General features: G+C 48.0%; 18 protein-coding genes. 13 read left to right on the top strand and 5 right to left on the bottom strand.

Features of this window, described 5'->3' with window-relative positions; translation table 11 throughout:
* Nucleotides 1-122 precede the first annotated feature (122 nt).
* Together putA and putP are read left to right on the top strand one after the other, a co-directional pair.
* Nucleotides 123-3,593, top strand: a complete 3,471-nt coding sequence (gene putA / locus ACWA5Z_RS05945; RefSeq protein ID WP_431050694.1) for a bifunctional proline dehydrogenase/L-glutamate gamma-semialdehyde dehydrogenase PutA — start codon at nucleotides 123-125, stop codon at nucleotides 3,591-3,593.
* 16 nt (nucleotides 3,594-3,609) lie between these two features.
* Nucleotides 3,610-5,115 (top strand): sodium/proline symporter PutP, encoded by a 1,506-nt coding sequence (gene putP / locus ACWA5Z_RS05950; RefSeq protein WP_431050696.1) that lies wholly within the window; start codon nucleotides 3,610-3,612, stop codon nucleotides 5,113-5,115.
* 1 nt (nucleotide 5,116) lies between these two features.
* On the opposite strand, the gene recO is transcribed toward putP, so the two are convergent.
* The 4 genes from recO to ACWA5Z_RS05970 form a co-directional block, all read right to left on the bottom strand.
* A complete protein-coding gene (gene recO, locus ACWA5Z_RS05955) occupies nucleotides 5,117-5,836 on the bottom strand; it encodes a DNA repair protein RecO (RefSeq protein WP_431054303.1) in 720 nt (239 codons plus the stop codon).
* 81 nt (nucleotides 5,837-5,917) lie between these two features.
* Nucleotides 5,918-6,985, bottom strand: a complete 1,068-nt coding sequence (locus tag ACWA5Z_RS05960; protein ID WP_431050698.1) for a Gfo/Idh/MocA family protein — start codon at nucleotides 6,983-6,985, stop codon at nucleotides 5,918-5,920.
* Nucleotides 6,986-6,989: 4 nt separating this feature from the next.
* Complete coding sequence (locus ACWA5Z_RS05965; protein WP_431050700.1) at nucleotides 6,990-7,691, bottom strand: FadR/GntR family transcriptional regulator; 702 nt, start codon at nucleotides 7,689-7,691, stop codon at nucleotides 6,990-6,992.
* A 122-nt stretch (nucleotides 7,692-7,813) separates the two neighbouring features.
* Nucleotides 7,814-8,710 (bottom strand): DMT family transporter, encoded by an 897-nt coding sequence (locus tag ACWA5Z_RS05970; protein ID WP_431050702.1) that lies wholly within the window; start codon nucleotides 8,708-8,710, stop codon nucleotides 7,814-7,816.
* A 191-nt stretch (nucleotides 8,711-8,901) separates the two neighbouring features.
* Between ACWA5Z_RS05970 and ACWA5Z_RS05975 the strand changes: the two genes are divergently transcribed.
* From ACWA5Z_RS05975 to ACWA5Z_RS05995, 5 genes are all read left to right on the top strand, one after another.
* Nucleotides 8,902-10,002 carry an ABC transporter ATP-binding protein gene (locus ACWA5Z_RS05975; protein WP_431050704.1) on the top strand — a complete coding sequence of 367 codons (1,101 nt, stop codon included), beginning with the start codon at nucleotides 8,902-8,904 and terminating at the stop codon, nucleotides 10,000-10,002.
* 31 nt (nucleotides 10,003-10,033) lie between these two features.
* Entirely contained in the window at nucleotides 10,034-11,389 is a 1,356-nt protein-coding gene (locus tag ACWA5Z_RS05980) for an ABC transporter substrate-binding protein (protein ID WP_431050706.1), read from the top strand.
* 101 nt (nucleotides 11,390-11,490) lie between these two features.
* Nucleotides 11,491-12,369 carry a carbohydrate ABC transporter permease gene (locus ACWA5Z_RS05985; protein ID WP_431050708.1) on the top strand — a complete coding sequence of 293 codons (879 nt, stop codon included), beginning with the start codon at nucleotides 11,491-11,493 and terminating at the stop codon, nucleotides 12,367-12,369.
* 3 nt (nucleotides 12,370-12,372) lie between these two features.
* Nucleotides 12,373-13,206, top strand: coding sequence for a carbohydrate ABC transporter permease (locus ACWA5Z_RS05990; RefSeq protein WP_431050710.1), 834 nt, complete (start codon nucleotides 12,373-12,375; stop codon nucleotides 13,204-13,206).
* A gap of 64 nt (nucleotides 13,207-13,270) precedes the next feature.
* Nucleotides 13,271-14,374: a Gfo/Idh/MocA family protein gene (locus ACWA5Z_RS05995; RefSeq protein ID WP_431050712.1), complete on the top strand. Its 1,104-nt coding sequence runs from the start codon at nucleotides 13,271-13,273 to the stop codon at nucleotides 14,372-14,374.
* A 51-nt stretch (nucleotides 14,375-14,425) separates the two neighbouring features.
* On the opposite strand, the gene ACWA5Z_RS06000 is transcribed toward ACWA5Z_RS05995, so the two are convergent.
* Nucleotides 14,426-15,226, bottom strand: coding sequence for a sulfite exporter TauE/SafE family protein (locus tag ACWA5Z_RS06000; protein WP_431050714.1), 801 nt, complete (start codon nucleotides 15,224-15,226; stop codon nucleotides 14,426-14,428).
* Between the two features lie 240 nt (nucleotides 15,227-15,466).
* On the opposite strand from ACWA5Z_RS06000, the gene ACWA5Z_RS06005 reads away from it, so the two are divergent.
* From ACWA5Z_RS06005 to treR, 6 genes are all read left to right on the top strand, one after another.
* The gene (locus tag ACWA5Z_RS06005) at nucleotides 15,467-17,143 is read left to right on the top strand and encodes a solute:sodium symporter family transporter (protein WP_431050716.1); all 1,677 of its coding nucleotides are present in this window, start codon (nucleotides 15,467-15,469) and stop codon (nucleotides 17,141-17,143) included.
* 180 nt (nucleotides 17,144-17,323) lie between these two features.
* Nucleotides 17,324-18,769 (top strand): sulfatase-like hydrolase/transferase, encoded by a 1,446-nt coding sequence (locus ACWA5Z_RS06010; RefSeq protein ID WP_431050718.1) that lies wholly within the window; start codon nucleotides 17,324-17,326, stop codon nucleotides 18,767-18,769.
* A 118-nt stretch (nucleotides 18,770-18,887) separates the two neighbouring features.
* Nucleotides 18,888-19,484 carry a Crp/Fnr family transcriptional regulator gene (locus tag ACWA5Z_RS06015; protein WP_431054304.1) on the top strand — a complete coding sequence of 199 codons (597 nt, stop codon included), beginning with the start codon at nucleotides 18,888-18,890 and terminating at the stop codon, nucleotides 19,482-19,484.
* A 198-nt stretch (nucleotides 19,485-19,682) separates the two neighbouring features.
* Nucleotides 19,683-20,837: an anaerobic sulfatase maturase gene (locus tag ACWA5Z_RS06020; RefSeq protein WP_431050720.1), complete on the top strand. Its 1,155-nt coding sequence runs from the start codon at nucleotides 19,683-19,685 to the stop codon at nucleotides 20,835-20,837.
* A gap of 132 nt (nucleotides 20,838-20,969) precedes the next feature.
* Nucleotides 20,970-21,788: a D-hexose-6-phosphate mutarotase gene (locus ACWA5Z_RS06025; protein WP_431050722.1), complete on the top strand. Its 819-nt coding sequence runs from the start codon at nucleotides 20,970-20,972 to the stop codon at nucleotides 21,786-21,788.
* 52 nt (nucleotides 21,789-21,840) lie between these two features.
* Nucleotides 21,841-22,785 (top strand): trehalose operon repressor TreR, encoded by a 945-nt coding sequence (gene treR / locus ACWA5Z_RS06030; RefSeq protein ID WP_431050724.1) that lies wholly within the window; start codon nucleotides 21,841-21,843, stop codon nucleotides 22,783-22,785.
* Nucleotides 22,786-22,870: the final 85 nt, after the last annotated feature.

The following is a 22,870-nucleotide window of genomic DNA, read 5'->3' on the forward strand; positions in this document are numbered from 1 at the left end:
CTCAGCAGAGGATAGAATAATCAAGAAAACAGTGATTGGTTTCACAAAACGATGATAATGGGATTTGCGAGCAACGTTTTTTTTGCTAATTTTTAATAATTATTTAACAAAGAGGCTGTGCCATGCAATTTCATCTCGCCAAACATTACCCCCCGTCACGTCAAAATATCAGCAAACACTATCGGATTAATGAAAAAGATGCCGTCGCTGCGTTACAAAAAACCTTGGTTTTCAGCGCCGAACAGCAAGAGCGGATCAGGCAAAACGGCATTGATCTGATCAACCGTGTGCGAAATATCAAGAAAAAAGAGTACGGCGTAGATGCGCTGATGAAAGAGTTTTCGTTGGGTGACGAAGAGGGAATAGCGTTGATGTGTCTGGCGGAAGCCTTGCTGCGGATTCCCGACAATCAAACCCGTGACGAATTGATTCACGATAAGTTAAAAGAAGGCGATTGGCGCGCGCATATCGGCAAATCCTCCTCTTTTTTCATCAATGCCGCCAGTTACGGGCTGCTGCTCGGTAAAAATTTAAGCCGCTCTTTTGATCCGGAAACGTTGTCCGGCGCCTTGACCCGCAGCTTCGCCCGTTTTTCTGCGCCGATGATGAGGTTGGCGATGGTGCAGGCGATGAAAGTGCTGGGGGAGCAGTTTGTCACCGGCATTAATATCCAAGAGGCGTTAAACCGTACGAAAAAGCGTACGGAGAAAGGATACGGCTTCTCTTTCGATATGTTGGGCGAAGCGGCGCTGACCCAAGCGGATGCCGAGCGCTATTTCCAAGACTACTTAGCCGCGATTGAAACCGTCGGCAAAGAGGCGCATAGCGATATCTACCGGGCGAACAGCGTTTCGGTTAAGTTATCGGCGATTCATCCGCGCTACAGCCGCGCGCAATATGATCGGGTGATGGCGGAGCTTTATCCCAAACTGAAACGGCTATACTTGTTGGCAAAGCAGTACAACATCAGCGTGAATATCGATGCCGAAGAGGCAAGCCGGCTGGAGTTGTCACTGGATCTGGTCGAAAAACTGCTCGACGAACCGGAGCTGAAAGGTTATCGCGGCATTGGTTTTGTGGTGCAGGCGTATTCTAAACGCTGCCCTTATGTGATCGATTATCTGATTGCGCTGGCGAGGGAAAAATCGGCTTATTTAATGATCCGTTTGGTAAAAGGGGCGTATTGGGACAGTGAAATTAAATGGGCGCAAGCCGACGGCTTGGACGGCTTTCCGCTTTATACCCGGAAAAACCACACCGATATTGCCTATTTGGCTTGCGCGCAGAAATTGCTGGCGGCGCAAGATGTGGTTTATCCGCAGTTTGCGACCCACAATGTGCAAACGCTGTGTACGGTTTACGAATTGGGGCGCGACAAGCGGTATGAATTTCAATGTCTGCACGGCATGGGCGAAACGTTATACGACCAACTGATCAACCGACAGGATTTCAACCGGCTGGTTCGGATTTATGCGCCGGTCGGCACGCACGAAACCTTGCTGGCGTATTTGGTGCGCCGTTTGCTGGAAAACGGGGCGAACTCCTCGTTTGTGCACCAATTGGTCGACGAAAGCATACCGGCGGCACAATTGATGACACCGCCTTGGCAACATTACGCCGTTTCGCAAGGAGAGGAAAACAGGGCGGTGCGTGCGCCGTCGGCGCTGTTTGCCGATCGGCTCAACTCGTCGGGTTTTGATCTCACCAATGAATTGGAATTGGATAAGTTGGAGCAGGCGCTTAATCAAGCGCAGATTGCCAACGCAAGATCGCTATCGGCGGTGGACAGCGAAGCCTGCCATTTAACGCCGCACCCGGTGCGCAATCCGGCGGATCTGAACCAAGTGGTTGCCGAGGTGGCGTTTTTCGCCCCCGATTATCTCGAACCGGTTTTCAACGCCGCCCGACAGAGCGAATGGCAAACGCAAAGTGCGGTACGGCGTGCAGAGATTTTGCGTAAAACGGCGGATTTGTATCAGCAACATCACGGCTTATTGATGAAACTGGCGGTTTTGGAGGCTGGCAAAACCTTGCCGAATGCCATTGCCGAATTACGTGAAGCGATTGATTTCCTGCGTTATTACGCCGCTCAGTTAGACGATTTGCAGCAACGCGGCAGGCTGGCGCCGCCAAGGGGAACCGCACTTTGCATTTCGCCGTGGAATTTTCCGTTGGCTATTTTTACCGGGCAAATTGCCGCCGCCCTCGCTGCCGGTAATGCGGTGATCGCCAAACCGGCGGAGCAAACGTCTTTAATTGCCTATGCCGCGGTCAACTTGTTTTATCAAGCCGGTTTACCACGCAGCGCCTTACAGCTGATCTTGGGCGCAGGCGATGTCGGTGCGGCGTTGGTCAAGCTGCCGTTTGATTCGATCGTCTTCACCGGCTCGAGCGAAGTCGCCAAACTGATTGCCGAACAGTGCGCCCAAGCCGAAAACGAACCGGTGTTAATCGCCGAAACAGGCGGACAAAATGTTTTGGTGGCGGACTCGTCGGCGTTGTCCGAGCAAGTGGTGGCGGACGTATTGAGTTCGGCTTTCGATTCCGCCGGACAGCGTTGTTCCGCATTGCGCGTGTTGTTGTTACAGCAAGAAGTGGCGGATAAACTCTACACGATGTTGGCACAGGCATTGCAAGAACTGACACTGGGCAATCCCGCCTTGTTGGCTACCGATATCGGACCGGTGATTGATGAGGAGGCCAAGCGGAATCTGTTGGCGCACAAAGCCAAAATGCGCGGGCTTGCGCGCCGTTATACCGAATTGGAAAGTGCGGATAAAACCGAAGAGCAAACACAAGCCCACTATGTCGCACCGGCGATCTACCTGCTGGATGATTTGCAACAGCTGCAACGGGAAGTGTTCGGCCCGATTTTGCATATCGTGCCTTACCGTAAAGCGCAGTTGGCGCAGCAGTTGCAGGCGGTAAATGCAAAAGGATATGCGTTGACCGGCGGTTGCCATAGCCGAATCCGCAAGCAGATTGATTTTGTCGAAAGTCATCTCGAGTGCGGGAATTTTTATGTAAACCGTAACATTGTCGGTGCGGTGGTCGGCGTGCAGCCGTTCGGCGGACACGGCTTGTCCGGCACCGGTCCGAAAGCCGGCGGCGAATTTTATTTGCAGCGCCTGACCCGCACAACCGATTACTACAGCCGTTTCGGGGATGAAAAAAACTTGCGTCATGCTACACCGCAACTCGACAGTATTACCGGCGAAGAAAATACGCTGGCTTATTTTAGCGGCGAGGTGGCGATTTTAAACGGCGATCTTCAAGCGGCGCAACAGGCGGCGGCGAAGCTACGGGCGCACGGGTTCTCGATTGTGGTCGAACCGTCGCATCCGTTGGCGCAGTCGCAAGAAAGCGGCGTACGGATTGCCGCGCAGTGGAAAGATTGTCAAAAAGGCGTGTTTTTAGCGCCGTTGAGCGCAGCGCAACGCTTGGCTTTGCAGCAAAGCCGTGACGTTATTTTTAAATGTTACGATTGGCGGCAAACACAGGACATTATGCCGCTTTACGATGAATTTTCGCGCAGTGAAAACACCACCGCAGCCGGCGGAAATGCCTCTTTGATGGCAACACAAGAACAATAACCTTATAGGAAGAACCATGCAAAACTATCAAATTTATACTACGTTCGGGTTATATCTGCTGATTATTTTGGGGATAGGCATTTATGCCTACCGTTCCACACAAAATTTTGACGACTACATTTTAGGCGGGCGCAAAATGGGCAGCTTCGTTACGGCAATGTCCGCCGGCGCTTCCGATATGTCCGGCTGGTTGCTGATGGGCTTGCCCGGGGCGATCTTTTTATCCGGTTTGTCGGAGGCTTGGATCGCCGTCGGTTTGACGATCGGCGCTTATTTGAATTATCGGGTGGTGGCAGGCCGCTTGCGGATTTTTACCGAAAAATATAAAAATGCGCTCACCTTGCCGGCATTTTTTGCCCAGCGTTTCCCGCAACAAAAGAAAGCGCTGAAAATCATCTCCTCTTCGATTATTTTGTTTTTCTTCACCATCTATTGCGCTTCCGGTGTCGTTGCCGGCGCAAAATTGTTTCAAAGCCTGCTGGGGCTGGATTATTCGACCGCACTTTGGCTGGGCGCGTTGGCAACCATCACCTACACTTTTATCGGCGGCTATTTGGCGGTCTCTTGGAGCGATACCATTCAAGCCACGTTAATGATTTTCGCCCTATTGTTGGCGCCGGTGATGGTGTTGCTGCATTTAACCTGGGAAGACATCAATTTGGCATTAACCGTAAAATCGGAAATGACCGGTATTCCATATGCCAACTGGCTGCACAATGTTTCCGGTATCGGCGTGATCTCGGCGCTGGCTTGGGGCTTGGGCTATTTCGGACAGCCGCATATTTTAGCCCGGTTTATGGCGGCGGACTCGGTGCAATCGTTGCAAAATGCGCGCAGAATCGGGATTACTTGGATGTTTTTGTGTCTTGGCGGCGCGGTGGCGGTCGGTTATTTCGGCTTGGCATATTTTAGTGCCAATCAAATCGTATTAAATAATGCAGAATCGGTGTTTATCGAATTATCCCGTTTGATGTTTAATCCTTGGATTGTCGGTGTGGTGTTGTCAGCTATTTTAGCGGCAGTGATGAGCACCTTATCCGCACAATTATTAATGTGTTCTGCGGCGGTAACGGAAGATTTCTATAAAGGGTTTCTGCGCAAAACCGCCTCCAGCAATGAGCTGGTCTGGGTCGGGCGTTTGATGGTGTTGGTGATTGCCGCCGTTGCGATTCTTATCGCGCAAGACCCCTCTTCCGGCGTGATGAAGCTGGTGTCTTATGCCTGGGCAGGCTTCGGCGCCGCATTCGGACCGGTGGTGATTTTATCGCTGTTTAACCGTAATATCACCTCGTCCGCCGCCCTGTGGGGCATGCTTTCCGGGGCAGTGACCGTGGTGGCTTGGAGCCCGTTAATGCAGTATCTCGGTTGGACGGATCTGGCGAAACTGTATGAAATTATTCCGGGCTTTTTAATCTGCTCTTTCATCACCATTACCTCATCGCTGTTTTCTGCTGAAGATAGCGCCGTTGCCGAACAATTTGACCAAGCGTTGGCGGAGTTTAATCTGCGTGCGAAAGGCTAACTTAGCCTTTCATTTTACCCGGTAAAACCCCTTGAAACAGCTCGCGGCTTTTCAGGGGTTGGCTGCCGATGTAGGGTTTGAGGGCAATGCGGGTGAAGCGTTTTGCCGCTTGCAGAATGTGTTTCTGTTCAAATTCCAACGCCGCAAATGCCAACAGTTCGTCGCCGTAAAAGGTTTGATTGTTTTTGATTAACGAAGCGATAAAGCCTTGCTCGGCGCGATATTGATAGCTCATCTCCGGCGCAACCGGCAAGCCCGAACCGGCGCAATGCAAAAAATCCACACCGTAGCCTAATGTTTGCAACAGCTGAAATTCAAATTTACGCAATGGCGGTTCGACTTGCTGTTGATTGAGCGCAAGTGCGGTCAGGCAAGCGAGATAATCTTGAAACAGTTGCGGATAAGCGGTTTCGTTTTCAATCACCCGGCAAATTAACTCATTGATGTAAAAGGCACTGTAAAGTGCGGTATGCTGCAACGGCAACGCCAGCGAAGCGGCTTCGGCTTTGGTCAGGATTTTCAGCCCGCCGCGTCCCGACCAACGCAACAGTAATGGCGTGAACGGTTGCAGCAGGCTTTTCAGCGTCGAGCGTTTGGCGCGCGCGCCTTTTGCCAGCACGGTCAAACGCCCGCTCTCTTCGGTGAAAAGATCGACCAACAGACTGGTTTCGTTATAGGGTCTGCGGTGCAACACAAACCCGCGCTGCCATGTTTCGATAATATTTTGCCCTTTGTGGTGGAAGTCGGGGGGATTCTACTAAAAAGTGCGGTTAAGTAAAATGCGAATCAAGTCGAAATTCACTTAATATTCGACCTTAATTAAAGCTTTTTCGTGAATCGAACGTTTGGCGGCAACGGCGACGCAGACCGCACGCATTGGGCTGTGGTTTAATACGCTGGCTTGTTGCTGCCGGAGGTGGTTTATCACGCTTAAGGCTTCGATTTCAACGGCACGGCTTAACCAAAAAGGGCACAGCCCATTGATTTGATTATATTTTTGTATGCTTTTGCCGTTTTCGCGCATCGAGAGATCAGCCTCGAATTCATCGTATAGATTAAACTGCCGGCGATGTCCGTCGGCAAAGGAGAGTGTCAGGGTCGAGGTGAAAAAATTCACCACCAGTGATCCCAGTTCGCCGTGAATCGCAATGCCCCATTCATGTAAGCGGTAGGCGGTGCCCATTTCCAACGAACCGAATACGCCGCTTTTAAATTGCATTAGCAATTGGATAATATCGTGATTGTCCGGCGTGTCGGGATGGGCGCGATTGCTGGATTGGGCATAGACCGAATCGACTTCGCCCAATAGCCAGCACAGCAAATCCAGTTCATGGATTTCATGTAATAACTTGCCGCCGGTGAGGTTGATATCGTTTTTCCACCAATCTTTATCGCGTGCCGAATCAATCCACCGCTGGCGGTTGGCGCGCGCAACGGTGATTTTGCCCAAGGCATTTTCGTCGATCAGCTGTTTTGCTTTCAGCAAGCCGGGCAGCGTACGCAAGACATGACCGATAAATACCGGCTGTTTGACTTGCTCGGCGTGTTGTAAAATGCGCCGGCAATCCTCGATCCGGGTTGCAAACGGGGTTTCGATAAATACCGCACTTCCTGCATTTAATGCCGCTTCGGCAACGGCGCGATGTGCCGAATTGTAAGTGGCGATCAGCACCAGATCAAGGTGTTGGCTTGCCAACATGTCTTCACAGTTCAGGTAAGCATTACAGGTTAATTTGTCGGCTAAATTAGCGGCTAATTGGTGGTTGATGTCGGTCACGCCGACGATTTTTGCACCGCACTGCTGAAATGCCAACGCCAGTTGCTGCCCAAAAAATCCGCAACCGACCAAAGCGATGTTAAGGGTGTTCATATGCTTATGCTTCCTTTGTGGTTAAACGTTGTCTGATTCGTTGAAAGTAAACCAAAATGGCGTGTTGCACTCTTTCCAGATCGCGTGCTTCAATCGCATCCACCCATTCGCGGTATTGCATGGCGATCGTCGAAGCGGCAACGGTATTCGGTGGTAATTCATGTTCTAATAGCTGATAAATCTGCCAAAATGCGTCGAGATATTGCGACAGCAGATGATTTTCGACCGCTTGATAAACCAATAAATGAATTTGCCGCTCTTCTTCATCGGAAAAGGCGGCGACGCGGGCATTCGCTTCAATCGCGGCGACCAAACTTTGCAATTGCTCAACTTGTTGATCGCTGATTTTTGCCAGCGCAATCGGGGCAAAACCGTATTGGAGAATTTCACGCACATCAAGAATATCCAATAAGCATTTGATGTCGTTATGTAGGTGTAATTGCGCATGAAACGCCAGTCCGCGAATCATCGGCACTAAAGAAGACTCGCCGACAAAGGTTCCTATGCCGTGATGGATATCCAAAATATGCAATGCTTCCAATGACTTGATCGCTTCGCGTAAGCTGGAACGGCTTACGCCGAGCAATTCAATCAACTCATTTTCCGTGGGCATTAAATCGCCCGGCTTTAGCTGGTTGTCTAAAATCAGCTGCTTGATTTTTTCTTGTAGTGCTAAGGTTGCCGCTTTTTTGGTTAATTTTTTCATTTTCAGAAAATGTTCTATCGTTGGGATAGATATATGATGTCTTATGTTTATCGTCGATATTAAAACATTTTATGTGCATTGTCAGGTTAATATTGCCACTGGTAGTAGAATAATCATCCGCTTTATCCCTTTTGCTTTTTTAATGCGACGGCACAACCGACGATCACAATGACGGCAGCGAGCATTTGATAAAAATTAAGCGTTTCGTCTAATAATAAATAAGCCATCACTGCCGCGGAAATCGGAACCAGCAATTGAATCATATTGAAAGCAACAATGCCTTGTTGCTGCATGATATAGAATGCCATGAGCATGCCGATCAGAATGCCGTAAATCCCTGACAACGCCAACCCGGACAATAACCCTCCGCTCACGTGCCCAAGTTCAACAATTTTGCCGCTGTACACTGCGATAGATAAAAAAATCAAACCGGACAGCATTGCGGTCATGGCGCTGATCACCAGGGTATGCAAGTGTTTGGCGAGGCGTTTAACGATTAAATTTTGTAGGGATTGGATCAGGATTGCGATACTCAGGAAAATAGCGCCGCGAATAAAGTCGCTGCTGTTATCGTGGCGCCCGGCATAAAAAATGAATAAGAACGAACCGATTATTGCCGACAGCGCGCCAAGGTAAAAAGTGCGGTTTTTCAAGCGCTGCCGTTCATCGGCATAAAAAATTGCCGCAATAAAAATCGCAAGCGGCATGGCTAATACGCCAAAAATACTGCCGGTTAAGGCGGATGTTGCTTGGATTCCGTTGATAAAAAAGTACATATTGCCGCTCATAAATAGCGCTAACAAGAGCAAGCCGAGCATAAATTGCGGGGCTTTGCCTATTTTTTGCCATTCATGGCGAAATTTGAAGAGCACGATGAAGAGGAGGAATAGTCCGCCGGAGAGAAAACGAACCGCATTGTTATTGATGGTCTCAAACTGTAGGCTCATATAGCGCATAATCGGAAATCCGATACCCATCAGCAGAACATAGACCATCGTAAATAGAGAAGGTGCGATCATCGGGGCCTCAAATTATTTGCAATCAATTGTTAAAATTGTGATCGAGATCGTTTTATTTTTCGCTAACATAAGACATCATATGTCTAAGCAAATTTAGATGTATGATGTCTTATGTTTTTGGATTTATCTTAAACCATCTTTCTGCTTTTGTCAGAAAAAGAGTGAATAAATACACGAATAAAGGAAACCCAATGGCAACGCTAGCATTAAATCATATTTACAAACGTTATAACAACGGTTTTGAGGCGGTACAGGATTTCAACTTGGAAGTCGCTGATAAAGAATTTATTGCATTAGTCGGTCCTTCCGGTTGCGGTAAGTCGACGACTTTGCGCATGATTGCCGGTTTGGAAGATATTTCCGAAGGTGAATTTTATATCGATGATCGCTTGGTTAATGCAGTCGAAGCCAAAGATCGCGATATCGCGATGGTGTTTCAATCCTATGCGCTGTATCCGCATATGAGTGTCTACGACAACATGGCGTTTGCATTGAAGTTGCGCAAAATGTCGAAAGCGGAGATTGATCGCAAAGTGAGAGAAGCCGCCGCCATTTTGGGCTTAGAGCAATTACTGGATCGCAAACCGAAAGCCTTGTCCGGCGGACAGCGGCAACGGGTTGCCCTTGGGCGGACGATTGTACGTTCGCCGAAAGTGTTTTTAATGGATGAGCCGTTGTCCAATCTGGATGCCAAGCTGCGCAGCAATATGCGCGCGGAAATTATCCGCATTCATAAACAACTGAACGCCACCACGGTGTATGTCACCCACGATCAAACCGAAGCGATGACGATGGCGGATCGGATTGTGGTGATGAACGCCGGGGTGGTGAAACAAATCGGTTCGCCGAAAGCGATTTACGATCATCCGGATAATCTGTTTGTTGCCGGCTTTATCGGCTCGCCGACCATGAATTTTATCCACGGCAAAATCGAGGATGGTTTTTTTATTACCGAAGATCATCAGCGTCTATGGATTCCGGAGGAGATATACCGACAGTTGAAAGCGCAAAGTGCGGTTGGTAAAGCGGTGATTCTCGGTATCCGTCCGGAAAATATTTCCAATGAACCGTTGCTGTTGGGCAGTTATCAAAAAGCGATGATAACCTCGCCGGTGCATGTCGCCGAACTGTTGGGGGCGGAATATATCGTACATACCGCCATCGGCAAGCAGGCGATTAAAGCGGTGGTACATTCGCGCCAGCAGATCAAAATGGACGAAAACATCAGTTTGGCGTTCGATATGAAACGGGCACATTTTTTTGATCCGCAAACCGAGCAATCGCTCTTATAACCAATCATGATTTATTGATAAGGAGTATTTTATGAGATTCAGAAAAATCATCACGGCAGCTGCTTCGGTTGTGCTTGCCGCCTTTATGTTAAGCGCTTGCGACGATAACAAAACCGCAGCCGGCGACAGTGCGGCGCCGATGGCAAACAATGGCGAATTGGCGGGTAATATCACGGTGTGGCATTCGTTCACCCAAGGCCCGCGTTTGGAAGTGATTCAAGCGGCGGCGAATGATTTTATGCAGCAACATCCGCAAGTCAAAATCAAGATCGAAACCTTTTCTTGGAATGACTTCTATACCAAATGGACCACCGGTCTGGCTTCCGGCAATGTGCCGGATATGAGTACCGCACTGCCGAATCAGGTGGTGGAAATGATCAATGTCGGTGCGTTGCAGCCGGTAAACGATTTAATCGACACCATCGGACGGGACAAGTTTTCTGCGGCGGCGATTAACGAAGGCACGCTTGAGAATCATAACTACTCGATTCCACTCTATTCGCACGCACAGGTAATGTGGATTCGTAAGGACTTGTTAGCACAAAACAATCTGCAAGTTCCGCGCACTTGGGATGAGCTCTATCATGCCGCCAAAACCTTGACCAAAGACGGCGTGTATGGGCTGTCGGTGCCGATGGGAACGAATGATTTTATGGCAACCCGCTTCCTGAATTTTTATGTCAAAAGTGGCGGCGGTAGTTTATTAACGCCTGAATTGAAAGTGGATTTGACCAGTCCGCTGGTGCAAGACGGGATCAAATATTGGGTGAAAATGTATCATGAAACCTCGCCGAAAGATTCGATTAATTACAATGTGTTGCAACAGGCAACGCTGTATTATCAAGGCAGAACCGCATTTGATTTCAATTCCGGCTTCCAAATCGGCGGCGTTCGGGCGAATTCACCGCAATTATTAGGCGAGATCGACGCTTATCCAATCCCGAAAATCAATGCAGGCGATCCGGATTACGGCATTGAAACCTCCAATATTCCACTGGTCGTTTGGAAAAACAGTAAACATCCCGAAATCAGCAAGGCCTTTATCGAAACCTTGTATCAAAAAGATCGTTATATCCAGTTCCTAAGCTCGGTGCCGGTCGGCATGCTGCCGGCGATCAGCGGAATTTCGGATGATCCGGCGTACAAAGACAATCCGATAATTAAACAGTTTGCCCATGCGGAACAGGTGATTGAAAGTGCGGTCAAAACCGGCACGGCAATCGGTTATGAACATGGGCCGAGCGTGCAGGGCGGTTTACTGACCAACCAACATATCATTGAAGCCATGTTCCAAGAGATTGTAACCCATGGTACGGATCCGATGGTGGCGGCACAAAAAGCAGAAAAACAACTCAATGAGCTGTTTGCCACGGTGACGGCACAATAGACGCTCCGGGGAGGGGCGGGCTTCGGTCTGCTCCAACCCACCTTCATCACCGTTCCTTAATCTGATTTCCAGTCCTAACGTGACAGGAAAGGGGGCTACTTATGTTTCAAAAAAGCTACACACGCTGGATCTTTGTGCTGCCGGCAATGATTGTAGTTTCGGCACTGTTTGTTTATCCGTTTCTCTCCAGTATTTTTTATAGTTTCACCAATAAAAATCTGGTAATGCCGTCCTATACCTTTGTCGGTTTTGCTAACTATAGCGCAGTATTGAATGATCCCAATTTTTGGTGGGCATTTCTCAATTCGATTAAATGGACGGTGTTGTCGCTGGTCGGGCAAGTATTAATGGGTTTTGCACTGGCAATGGCATTACATCGTATCCGTCATTTGCAATGGCTATACAAAATTTTGCTGATTATTCCGTGGGCGTTCCCGACCATTGTCATCGCCTTTTCTTGGCAGTGGATTTTAAACGGCGTTTACGGCTATTTGCCGAATATGATCGTCAAGCTGGGTTTGATGGATATTGCGCCGAATTTCCTCTCCGACAGCACTTGGGCATTCGTCAGCTTGGTTTTTATCAATATTTGGTTCGGCGCACCGTTGATTATGGTGAATGTGCTTTCTGCGCTGCAAACCGTGCCGGCAGAGCAGTATGAAGCGGCAAAAATCGACGGCGCCAATGCTTGGCAGGTATTCCGCCATATCACGCTGCCGCATATCAAAGTGGTGATCGGTTTATTGGTGGTGCTGAGAACGGTGTGGGTGTTCAACAACTTCGACATCATCTATTTAATCACCGGCGGCGGTCCTGCCAATTCCACCATGACCTTACCGATTTACGCCTACAACATGGGCTGGGGCACCAAACTGTTAGGGCGTTCTTCCGCCGTCACCGTGCTGCTGTTTATCTTCCTGCTGTTAATTTGCTTTATCTATTTCAAAGTGATTAACCGTTGGGAAAAAGAGGGGGAATAAGCAATGAAAAAGAAAAAATCAATTTTAGGCGATCTGTTGTCGCACGCGTTCTTGGCGGTTTCAACCCTCGTCGCGATTTTCCCGTTAGTCTGGATTGTGATTTCCTCGATTAAAGGCAAAGGCGAGCTCACCGGCGATCCGACCCGTTTCTGGCCGAAAGTGCTGACCTTGGATTACTTCGATAATGTCATTAATAACCTAAATTTTGCCGTCAATATTAAAAACAGCTTGTTTATCGCGCTGGTGACCACCTTGATTGCGATTATTATCTCCTCGATGGCAGCATACGGCATTGTGCGCTTTTTCCCGAAACTGGGCGCGATTATGTCGAAATTATTGGTGACAACCTATATTTTTCCGCCGATTTTGCTCGCCATTCCTTATTCGATTGCGATGGCGAAAGTCGGATTAACCAACACCACCACCGGGTTGATTATCGTCTATCTCTCGTTCAGCGTGCCGTATGCGGTTTGGCTGTTGGTCGGCTTTTTCCGTACCGTGCCGATTGAAATCGAAGAGGCGGCACGGATTGACGGGGCGAATAAATTTACCGTGTTTTTTAAAATCGTATTGCCGCTGGTGGCACCGGGCATTGTGGCAACCGCGATTTATACCTTTATCAATGCGTGGAACGAGTTCTTGTATGCCCTGATTTTGGTCAATGACACCAGCAAAATGACGGTTGCGGTCGCTTTGCGCTCGCTGAACGGCGCGGAAATTCTCGATTGGGGCGACATGATGGCGGCGTCGGTATTAGTCGTTGTGCCGTCGGTGCTGTTCTTCTGCTTTATTCAAAACAAAATCGCCGGAGGCTTATCGGAAGGTTCGGTCAAGTAAATGTTAGCTGTATTAAATTTAAAAACAGTAGGTTAAATATATTCTTAATATTAGGAGAAAGAAAATGATCAACTATGCAGTGATTGGAGTGGGGTATTTCGGCGCCGATTTAGCCCGTATTATGAATAAACTGGATAATGCCAAGGTGACGGTGGTTTATGATCCGGCGAACGGCGATGATATTGCCAAGGAATTGGCTTGCGATCACGCGCCTAGCCTTGAGGCCGCTGTCAGTCGCGCCGATGTCGATTGTGTCATTGTCGCCACCCCGAACTATTTGCACAAAGAACCGGTGTTACTGGCGGCAAAACATAAAAAACACGTTTTTTGCGAAAAACCGATCGCTTTAAGTTATCAGGACTGCGATGAGATGGTGCGTGCTTGCGAGCAGAACGGTGTCACCTTTATGGCGGGGCATATTATGAATTTCTTCAATGGGGTGCAACACGCGAAGGAATTGATTCAGCAGGGGGTAATCGGCAAAGTGTTGTATTGCCACTCGGCAAGAAACGGGTGGGAGGATGAGCAACCGAGTATTTCTTGGAAAAAAATCCGTGAAAAATCCGGCGGGCATTTGTATCACCACATCCATGAATTGGATTGCGTGCAGTTTATTATGGGCGGTATGCCGAAAACGGTGACCATGACCGCCGGCAATGTTGCTCACCGTGGCGAACGATTCGGCGATGAAGATGATATGTTATTTCTTAATTTGGAATTTGACGACAATCGTTTTGCGGTGTTGGAATGGGGTTCCGCCTTCCGCTGGGGAGAACACTACGTGCTGATCCAAGGCGAAAAGGGCGCGATTAAACTGGATATGTACCATTGCGGCGGCACGTTGCGCGTAAACGGACAAGATTCCCATTTCTTAATCCACGAAACGCAGGAAGAGGACGACGACCGCACTCGGATTTACACCGGCACTTGCATGGATGGCGCAATTCAATACGGACAGCCGGGCAAACGCACCCCGTTGTGGTTAAATTCGGTCATGCACAAAGAAATGCAATATCTGAACGATATTATGCACGGCATGACCCCGAGCGCGGAATTTACCAAGCTATTAACCGGCGAAGCAGCCCGTGCCGCCATTGCCACCGCGGACGCCTGTACCAAATCCCGCAATGAAAACCGTAAAGTGGCGTTGGACGAAATTGTCGGTTGATCAATATCGGAGCGCACTTTGCTAAGATTGGCGCGGTAAAGTGCGCTTTTGTTACTTGGTTAAATGAATCAATAACATATATGCGGCAATGATTAATAGAATATAACCGAGTAGTTTTCGAGCAAGATCCGGTTTTAAAATCCCTCTGATTTTCATCGATAAGAAACTGGTCAGGAAAGAGCTGAGTACAACGATGATGACGATTGAAAAGCTGACATAACCCACTTGCCAGATGTGATCGAGGTGAAACGGCGGTTGCTTGGCGAGGTAGCCGTAAAGGCTGCCTAAGCCGCCGATTACCATCAAATAGTTACTGTACGGGGCGATTTGATATGGTTTGATACTGCGCAATTGTCCCAAGAGCGGCGCCATGATTGAGCCGCCGCCGATACCTGTCATGCCGGCAATGGTGCCGCCAAACAAACATAGCGCAGTCCCTTTGAGGTTTTCATTTGCATTGCTTTGCGCCGTTTGCATTTTGGGCGGGATAAATATGGTTTTGAGTGCGAGCAGGGTCAATGTGCCGACGAATACCCCGATAATGATATTGTCGATTAAATAAAAACTGGCTTCAAAACCAAATTGTACGCCGATAATCATACCGAATGACCAAAATAAAACCGACTTCATATTTATTTTAATTTTTTGCTGATAAAAATAAATTAAGTTAATTAATGCCGTACCAATCACAATGGTTAATGAAGTTGCCGCAATCATTTGCAGTGGGAAAGACGGAAATAAGGTATAGAGAATCGGCACCATTAATACCCCGCCGCCAATCCCAAAAACCGCCGACATTAAATTGGTGAGCATTCCGCATAAAATTAAAATACCAATCAGTGATACGCCCATAGTAAAGCCCTTATTACTTTTTGGCTTATTATGCCGATGAAAAATAAAGCCGCTTTATGATCATGCTCATATCGGGTTATATTTTTTTGGAGATTTTTTCCATTTTTTATCTTTTATTGGAAACTGTGATCGAACTCACGATAGCGCTATGATAATTATCATAATGCCGGCGAGGCGACTGTATTATGCTAAATCCGTATCTTATTCAGATACCTTATTTGATGAATATCGGAGGGTAATATGTTCCTTACAATCGTGAGTTTTCTTCTTGTTACAGGGATTGTCGGCTATATTTCGTGGCAAAAAACGAAAGGCGATGATTTAACAACCTCAAAAGGTTATTTTCTGGCAGGGCGTGGTTTAAGCGGATTAGTGATTGGTTGTTCAATGGTGTTGACTTCATTATCTACCGAGCAGTTAATCGGGGTTAACGCGGTTTCCTATAAAGGCAATTTCTCGATTATTGCTTGGACGGTACAATCGGTGATCCCGTTATGTTTCTTGGCACTGTATTTATTACCGAAATATTTGCGTAACGGTTATACCACGATTCCGGAATTTTTTGAAAGCCGTTTTGACCGTCAAACACGCTTAATTATGTCGGGATTATTCTTGGTATTTTATCTGTTTATCGTCATTCCGACCGCACTTTATACCGGTGCGATTGCCTTCAATAAAATCTTTAATTTAGAAGTGGTATTCGGGCTCAGTTATGGCGAGGCGATTGTCTATACCGTGATGGCGATAGGCATTGTCGGCGCAATTTATGCGATTTTCGGCGGTTTAAAAGCGGTGGCGGTGTCCGATACGCTAAACGCCATTCTTTTGGTTATCGGTGCATTATTAGTGCCGATTTTTGCTTTAGCCCATTTAGGCGACGGCAGTATCAGCGAAGGGGTGAGAACCATCACCACCACTCATGTGGAGAAATTCAATGCGATTGGCGCTGCAACTGATGCGGTGCCGTGGCCGGCGATTTTCACCGGGATTTTAATCGTGAATTTCTTCTATTGGACCACTAACCAAGCAATCGTACAGCGGGCGTTGGGGGCAAAGGATTTGCAATCCGGGCAAAAAGGGATTTTGATTGCGGCATTATTCTTGCTGACCTTGCCGATTATTTTAAACTTGCCGGGCTTGCTCAGTTTCCATATCTTCGGCGATACCTTAAATCCGATGGATACGTCTTATCCGGTACTGGTCAGTAAAGTGTTGCCGACGGCATTGCAAGGCTTCTTTATTGCGGCGTTGTTCGGCGCGATTTTAAGTACCTTTAACTCGTTCTTAAATTCTGCCGCGACCATCTATTGCAAGGATTTATTGCCGTCGCTCAGCAGCAAAGTGCGGTCAGACCAAGAATTGATCACCTATGCGAAAAAAGTCTCGGCGGTGATGGCGGTGCTGACCATGATTATCGGACCGTTATTGATGTTCGGAACCGATGGCATTTTCTTATTGACCAAACGTTTTGCCGGTTTCGTCAATATTCCGATTGTCGCTTTGTTTGCGGTCGGGTTGTTTAATAAAACCGTATCGGGGCTGGCGGCAAGAATCGCCTTATTGTTACACGTTATCTTATATTTCTCGATTGTTTGGGTGTTTAAAGTTCAGATTAATTTCGTGTATGTGATGGCGGCGTTGTTTGTGTTCGATGTGGCGGTGATGTTGATTTTGGGGCAGTTTTTGAAACGCGAGCCTTATCAAGACAGCAGCGTAAACCGCAGTGATGTCGATTTAACCAACTGGAAATACGTGCGCGTCACCGTGGCGTCATTAGTGCTTGGGTTAATTTCGCTACACGTGTTACTCTCTCCGTTAGGTTTGGCTTCACCCGACGGACAGCCGTTATTGGTATTGGCTGTGTATGTCGTATTGCAAGCGGTCTTGCTGGTGGTAATGCGAAATAAACAGGCGTAAAACATCACATTATTAATCCATAATGCGGGCATTCTTTTATCCGACAGCGACCGACGGTCGCAATCGGTTAAGCATTGATGAAAGGCTTTGCCTCTCTGAAGCAGCCGCAAAGCGGCTGATCTATGCGTAAGCTAGTACGGCTTTGCCGTGCTAGGCTAAATCACCAAACATGAGGTTGTAATGAATATTATCTATATTTTACTGGATCAGGTGCGCAAGGATATGTTGGGCACATACGGACATCAAATTGTCAAAACCCCCAACCTAGACCGACTTGCCGAACAAGGCATTCGCTTTAATAATGCCTTTACCCCGGCTTCCGTTTGCGGCCCTGCACGCACCTCGTTATTCACCGGGTTAATGCCGTCTACGCACGGCATTATCAAAAACGGCGAAAAAGGCGGCACTGGTGAAATCAGCCGCCAAGCGCCGAATATCGCCAATCTTGAGGGTTATAACACCTATGTTGTCGGCAAATGGCATGTCGGCACAAAATCCGTACCGGAAGATTATGACATTCAGGGGCATAATTTTGACGGCTACGGTTATCCCGGCAGCGGAGTGTATAAAAACTTGGTGTTTAACCAACCGCCGACCCATTCCAATCGTTATCACGAATGGCTGTTGGAAAATAACCACCCGATTCCGGAAGTCAGCAACGCCTATTTCGGCGACAACCCGCACTTACGGGTGCAGGAACTGTGCGGTTTATTGTCCGGCACAAAAGAACAAACCATTGCGTATTTCATCATTGACGAAGCGAAACGCTATATTCAGCAATCGTTGGAACAAAACAAGCCGTTCTTTACTTGGATTAACTTCTGGGGGCCGCATACGCCGTGCATTGTGCCGGAGCCCTATTATTCGATGTACAGCAAAGACGATGTGGTGCTGGACGACAGTTTCTTCAAACCGTTGGAAGGCAAGCCGGGACACTACCGCACGATTTCCAAAATGTGGGGCATGTGGGAAGCGAGCGAAGATCATTGGAAAGAGGTGATCACCAAATTCTGGGGCTATATCACCCTGATTGATGATGTGATCGGCGATTTATTCGCCTATTTGCACGCCAACGGCTTGTATGACGACACCTTTATCGTGGCAACCGCCGATCACGGCGATGCGATGGGCGCACATCGCATGATTGAAAAAGGCGAGTTTATGTTTGACACCACCTACAACATTCCGATGATTGTCAAAGATCCGCAAGCGGCGCGTGTCAATCGGCAAGACGACAACTTGATTTATCTGCATGATCTGACTTCGACGGTGTTCGATATTGCCAAACAGCCGATTCCGCCGGCATTTCACGGCGAAACCCTGCTGCCGATCACGCGCGACGAGAAAAGCAACGCCCGCAAAGGCGTATTGGCGCAGCTGGCGGGACATTTTGTCTATTTTGAACAACGGATGTGGCGGCGCAAAGATTACAAATTGGTGTTTAACGCCACCGATTTATGCGAGCTGTACGATGTGAAGCAAGATCCGCAAGAGCTGCACAATCTGTTTTACGATGAGCGTTACCGTGAGCTGAAAGCGGAAATGTTGGAAGAAATGCGAGTGGAAATGAAAAAGCTGGGCGATCCGTTGGAAAATTGGGTGTATCGGATTATTAACGAGATCTAGCTCAAAAAAACGAAAAAAAGCAAAGATAGAGCAGATGGAAATCGTTGTTTTGTCTTTGCTTTTTGTTAAAAAGCAGTCGAGAATAAAGCGATGTCCGGTAAACGTTGTGAGGAATATGATGGATAAAAAACCTATTTTGCCGACCGCACTTTCTTATTGCCAAGTGATTCATCTGCACAATTTACCCAAAGGGATGAGCGTATATGAGCAGGGTGAAGTGGCGCAAGAGTTTTATTACGTTAAACAGGGCTTGATCGGGCTGTATCATATGTTGGATAACGGCAAGGAGAGCTTGGTGCGTCTGTATCGGCAGGGCGACTATTTCGGTTTTCGCACGCTGTTCGGTTTGGGCGACAACCAGTATCATTGCAATGCCAAGGTGCTGATTGAGGCTGAGATCGTTCGCATTAAGCCGCAAAGCCTGGAATTGTTTTTTCTGCATAATTCGGAAATGACCAAGTTCTTATTGCAAACCTTAGCCAATGAATTGCGTGATGCGGAGCAGAGACTGGTAAAAAGCGCTTATCTGCGCACGTTGGATCGGGTGATTGACAGCTTATGTTTTTTAACCACCAATTTCCCTTATTACAATTGGACCTATCGTGAAATTGCCGAGTATGCCGGTTGCGAAACCGAAACCGCGATCCGTATTGGCAAAGAGTTAAAGCAAAACGGTTTGTTTAGCGAACTGTTGCCCAATCATAAAGCGAAATAGCGTTCCCTGAATGAATTTAAAGGGCGTGGGAAGTGCGGTTTTTCCTTCTCCCTTGATGGGAGAAGGTGTCCGCAGGACGGATGAGGGTGAAATAACCGCACTTTACCCCTCATCCTGATTTTCGCTTCTGAACGAAGCAAAAATCTGTCCTTCTCCCACAAGGGGAGAAGGATAATTCAAACTAAACAAGGACGCAGTATGTCATTTTTTGCCCCGCAAGCGCATTTTCATTTAATGGCAAAACCGAGCAGCTTTCACTGTAATATTCAGTGCGAATACTGTTTCTATTTGGAAAAAGAGCAGGATTTTGGCAAGAAAACGCCGTTCATGTCGCCGGAAACACTGAAAAATTACGTTAAAAATTATATCGAATCGCACAGCGGTGATCGGGTGGAATTTGCTTGGCAAGGCGGCGAGCCGACCTTGTTGGGCTTGGATTTTTTTAAACAGGCGGTGGCATTACAACAGCAATTTGCCAACGGCAAAATCATTACCAACGCGTTTCAAACCAATGGCATTGCCTTAAATCGCCAATGGGCGCAATTTTTCAAACAGCACCAATTTTTAATCGGCTTGTCGATTGACGGGCTCAGTGCGGTGCATAACCGTTACCGCCTTGCCAACAACGGCAGTCCGACCTTTGATAAAGTTTTGAATGCACTGGAATTATTAAAAGCCTACCACGTGGATTTCAATACCCTGACGGTGGTCAACGATCAAAATTGGGATAAGGGAAAAGAGACTTATCAAGCGTTAAAAGCCTTCGGTTCAACTTTTATGCAGTTTATTCCGATTGTAGAGTGCGCACAGACCGAACAGGCGCCAAAGTGCGGTCAAACCACCGCGTTTTCCGTGCCGCCGGAGGGATACGGGCGCTTTTTATTCGATGTATTTCAAGCGTGGCAGCCGCAAGATGTCGGGCAAATTTTTGTATTGGAGTTTGAGAATTTATTGGGGCAGTGGCTTGGCTATCCGTCCGGCAGTTGCGTACATCAGCCTACCTGCGGCAACTCATTGGTGGTGGAAGCGAATGGCGATGTGTACAGCTGCGATCACTATGTGTATCCGCAATATCAAGTGGGCAATCTGAATCAACAATCGCTGCGCGAGATTGTGCTGTCGCCACAACAGCGCCAATTCGGAGCAAACAAACAACAGCAACTGACCGCACTTTGTCGCCAATGCGAATTTTTGCCGTTGTGTCAGGGCGGCTGCCCGAAACATCGGATCGTAGCCGTCGAACAAGAGCCGAATTTGCACAACTATTTATGTGCCTCATACCGTTATTTTTACCGCCAAACCGCGCCCTTTATGCAGCAAATGCGGCAACAGATTCAGCAATCGAGACAATAAAAAACCTTTCTCCCTTGGTGGGGGAAGGTTGGACGGCTGATAAAGTCTAATTTCCCGCCCTCCGCATGCGGAGGGCGGTGTCCGAAGGACGGATAACCGTTTAAACCGCACTTTTATTATTAGGAGACAATAATGATACCTGAAAAAATTCAACAGTTTGCGCCGGCGCTCAGCCTTTATCGTTACCATGAAATCCCGGTGCTGCAACTCGACCATGCCGTCGGCTCGGCAAAAATTGCGTTGCAGGGCGCGCAATTACTGAGCTGGAAACCGCACAAGGGTAATGAGGATATATTATGGCTGAGCGAAATTGAGCCGTTTATCGCCGGTAATATGATTCGCGGCGGCATTCCGCTGTGCTATCCGTGGTTCGGCAATGCCCAAATGCCGATTCACGGCACCGCACGCTTGCGTTTATGGCAGTTGCGCGAGTATCGAATTGAAACAGACAAAGTGCGGTTAGTTTTTGATTTATTTGATGAAAACAACCGGCTCGAAGCGGGTTTAACCATGCTGTTCAGCGAAAAGTGCGAGCTGATTTTCACTCACCATGCAACACAAGCGGCACAACTTGCCTTTCACAGCTATTTCCGCGTGGGCGAGATTGAACAGATCGGGATTGTGCAAGCGTCCGATAGCGGTTTTAACGCCATCACAGGGCAAAGTGAAAACGTGCCGCACATGCGAAAAATCCAAAGTGCGGTCGATTGTATCTATCGCGACAATATCGACCGTAACCAAATTCTCGATCCGCAGTTGGCGCGCACGATTGAAATTCGTCATCATAACGCCGGCGAAATGGTGCTGTGGAATCCGTGGCAAACGCCAATGAGCGCAATGCGGCCGCAGGATTACCGCCGGATGATTTGCGTCGAAACCGCACGGATTAGCCGACCGCTTACCCAAGGGGAATCGGTGGCGGTGGAAATACTTTGCCGCGGATTGAATTAACTTTAGAAATGGCTTACCCTAATTATCTTGATTCAATAATTTTTAGATCTCAATGAATAAACTGACGATCAATGATATAGCACGCTTGTGTGGTGTCGGTAAATCGACGGTATCGCGTGTGCTGAATAATGACGCGAATGTCAGCCCCCAAACCAAAGAAAAAGTGCTGTCTGTGATTCAACAATATCGCTTTCAACCTTCTCGTTCGGCAAGGGCAATGCGCAAACGTGAAAGCAAGGTGATCGGTATTATTGTCACCCGCCTTGATTCGCCGGCGGAAAATCGCGTGCTGCGTGGTATGTTGAATGAATTGCAAGCGCAAGGCTATGAGCATATCGTTAGTGAGAGCCGCTTTGATGTTGCGTTGGTTCAGGAGCATTTGCAGTCGTTTCATCAGCGGCATATTGACGGGGTCGTGGTGTTTGCGTTTACCGGATTAGAACAGCGGATACTGGAGCCTTACCGGCATAAACTGGTTGCCATTGCCCGGCATTATCCTAACCTCGCCTCCGTGTATTATGATGATCGCGGCGCAGTCAATTTACTGCTTGAGCGTTTATATCAGCAACGACACCGTGATATCAGCTATGTCGGCATTGTTGCCGAAGACTATACGACAGGGCACCTGCGCCATCAAGCCTATTTGGATTTTTGCCGGCGGTATCAGCTTGAATCACATGCCTACTTAGGCGAGTTAGATTATTTGACAGGCTATACTTTTGCACCTTCCGCGCTACAGCCACAGACAACCGCCATTGTTTGTGCCACCGACAGCTTGGCGTTTGGGGTGCATAAATATTTATCAGAGCAACAGCGGCAAGACATTCAAGTATGCAGCGTGGGCGATAACAAGCTGTTGCAATTTCTGTTTCCGAATACACTGACGATTAATTTCGGTTTCTTTCGCGCAGGGCAAAGTGCGGTGCGTTTATTGTTAAATGTACTGGCCTCGCCTGATCAAATCGACCACCATTGCATTCATGGAGAATTTGTCTAAAGTGTGATCTATCGCACAAAAATAGAATATTTTTTGAAATTGGGAACGTTCCCATTGTGAGTTGGCTAAATTTTGTTACCATAGT

The sequence above is a fragment of the Testudinibacter sp. P80/BLE/0925 genome, assembly GCF_053570785.1.

Bases quoted from the DNA above. Each gene is read 5' to 3' on its own strand.
- putA (WP_431050694.1), top strand. From the start codon at position 123: ATGCAATTTCATCTCGCCAAACATTACCCCCCGTCACGTCAAAATATC.
- putP (WP_431050696.1), top strand. From the start codon at position 3,610: ATGCAAAACTATCAAATTTATACTACGTTCGGGTTATATCTGCTGATT.
- ACWA5Z_RS05960 (WP_431050698.1), bottom strand. From the start codon at position 6,985: ATGAACACCCTTAACATCGCTTTGGTCGGTTGCGGATTTTTTGGGCAG.
- ACWA5Z_RS05965 (WP_431050700.1), bottom strand. From the start codon at position 7,691: ATGAAAAAATTAACCAAAAAAGCGGCAACCTTAGCACTACAAGAAAAA.
- ACWA5Z_RS05970 (WP_431050702.1), bottom strand. From the start codon at position 8,710: ATGATCGCACCTTCTCTATTTACGATGGTCTATGTTCTGCTGATGGGT.
- ACWA5Z_RS05975 (WP_431050704.1), top strand. From the start codon at position 8,902: ATGGCAACGCTAGCATTAAATCATATTTACAAACGTTATAACAACGGT.
- ACWA5Z_RS05980 (WP_431050706.1), top strand. From the start codon at position 10,034: ATGAGATTCAGAAAAATCATCACGGCAGCTGCTTCGGTTGTGCTTGCC.
- ACWA5Z_RS05985 (WP_431050708.1), top strand. From the start codon at position 11,491: ATGTTTCAAAAAAGCTACACACGCTGGATCTTTGTGCTGCCGGCAATG.
- ACWA5Z_RS05990 (WP_431050710.1), top strand. From the start codon at position 12,373: ATGAAAAAGAAAAAATCAATTTTAGGCGATCTGTTGTCGCACGCGTTC.
- ACWA5Z_RS05995 (WP_431050712.1), top strand. From the start codon at position 13,271: ATGATCAACTATGCAGTGATTGGAGTGGGGTATTTCGGCGCCGATTTA.
- ACWA5Z_RS06000 (WP_431050714.1), bottom strand. From the start codon at position 15,226: ATGGGCGTATCACTGATTGGTATTTTAATTTTATGCGGAATGCTCACC.
- ACWA5Z_RS06005 (WP_431050716.1), top strand. From the start codon at position 15,467: ATGTTCCTTACAATCGTGAGTTTTCTTCTTGTTACAGGGATTGTCGGC.
- ACWA5Z_RS06010 (WP_431050718.1), top strand. From the start codon at position 17,324: ATGAATATTATCTATATTTTACTGGATCAGGTGCGCAAGGATATGTTG.
- ACWA5Z_RS06015 (WP_431054304.1), top strand. From the start codon at position 18,888: ATGGATAAAAAACCTATTTTGCCGACCGCACTTTCTTATTGCCAAGTG.
- ACWA5Z_RS06020 (WP_431050720.1), top strand. From the start codon at position 19,683: ATGTCATTTTTTGCCCCGCAAGCGCATTTTCATTTAATGGCAAAACCG.
- ACWA5Z_RS06025 (WP_431050722.1), top strand. From the start codon at position 20,970: ATGATACCTGAAAAAATTCAACAGTTTGCGCCGGCGCTCAGCCTTTAT.
- treR (WP_431050724.1), top strand. From the start codon at position 21,841: ATGAATAAACTGACGATCAATGATATAGCACGCTTGTGTGGTGTCGGT.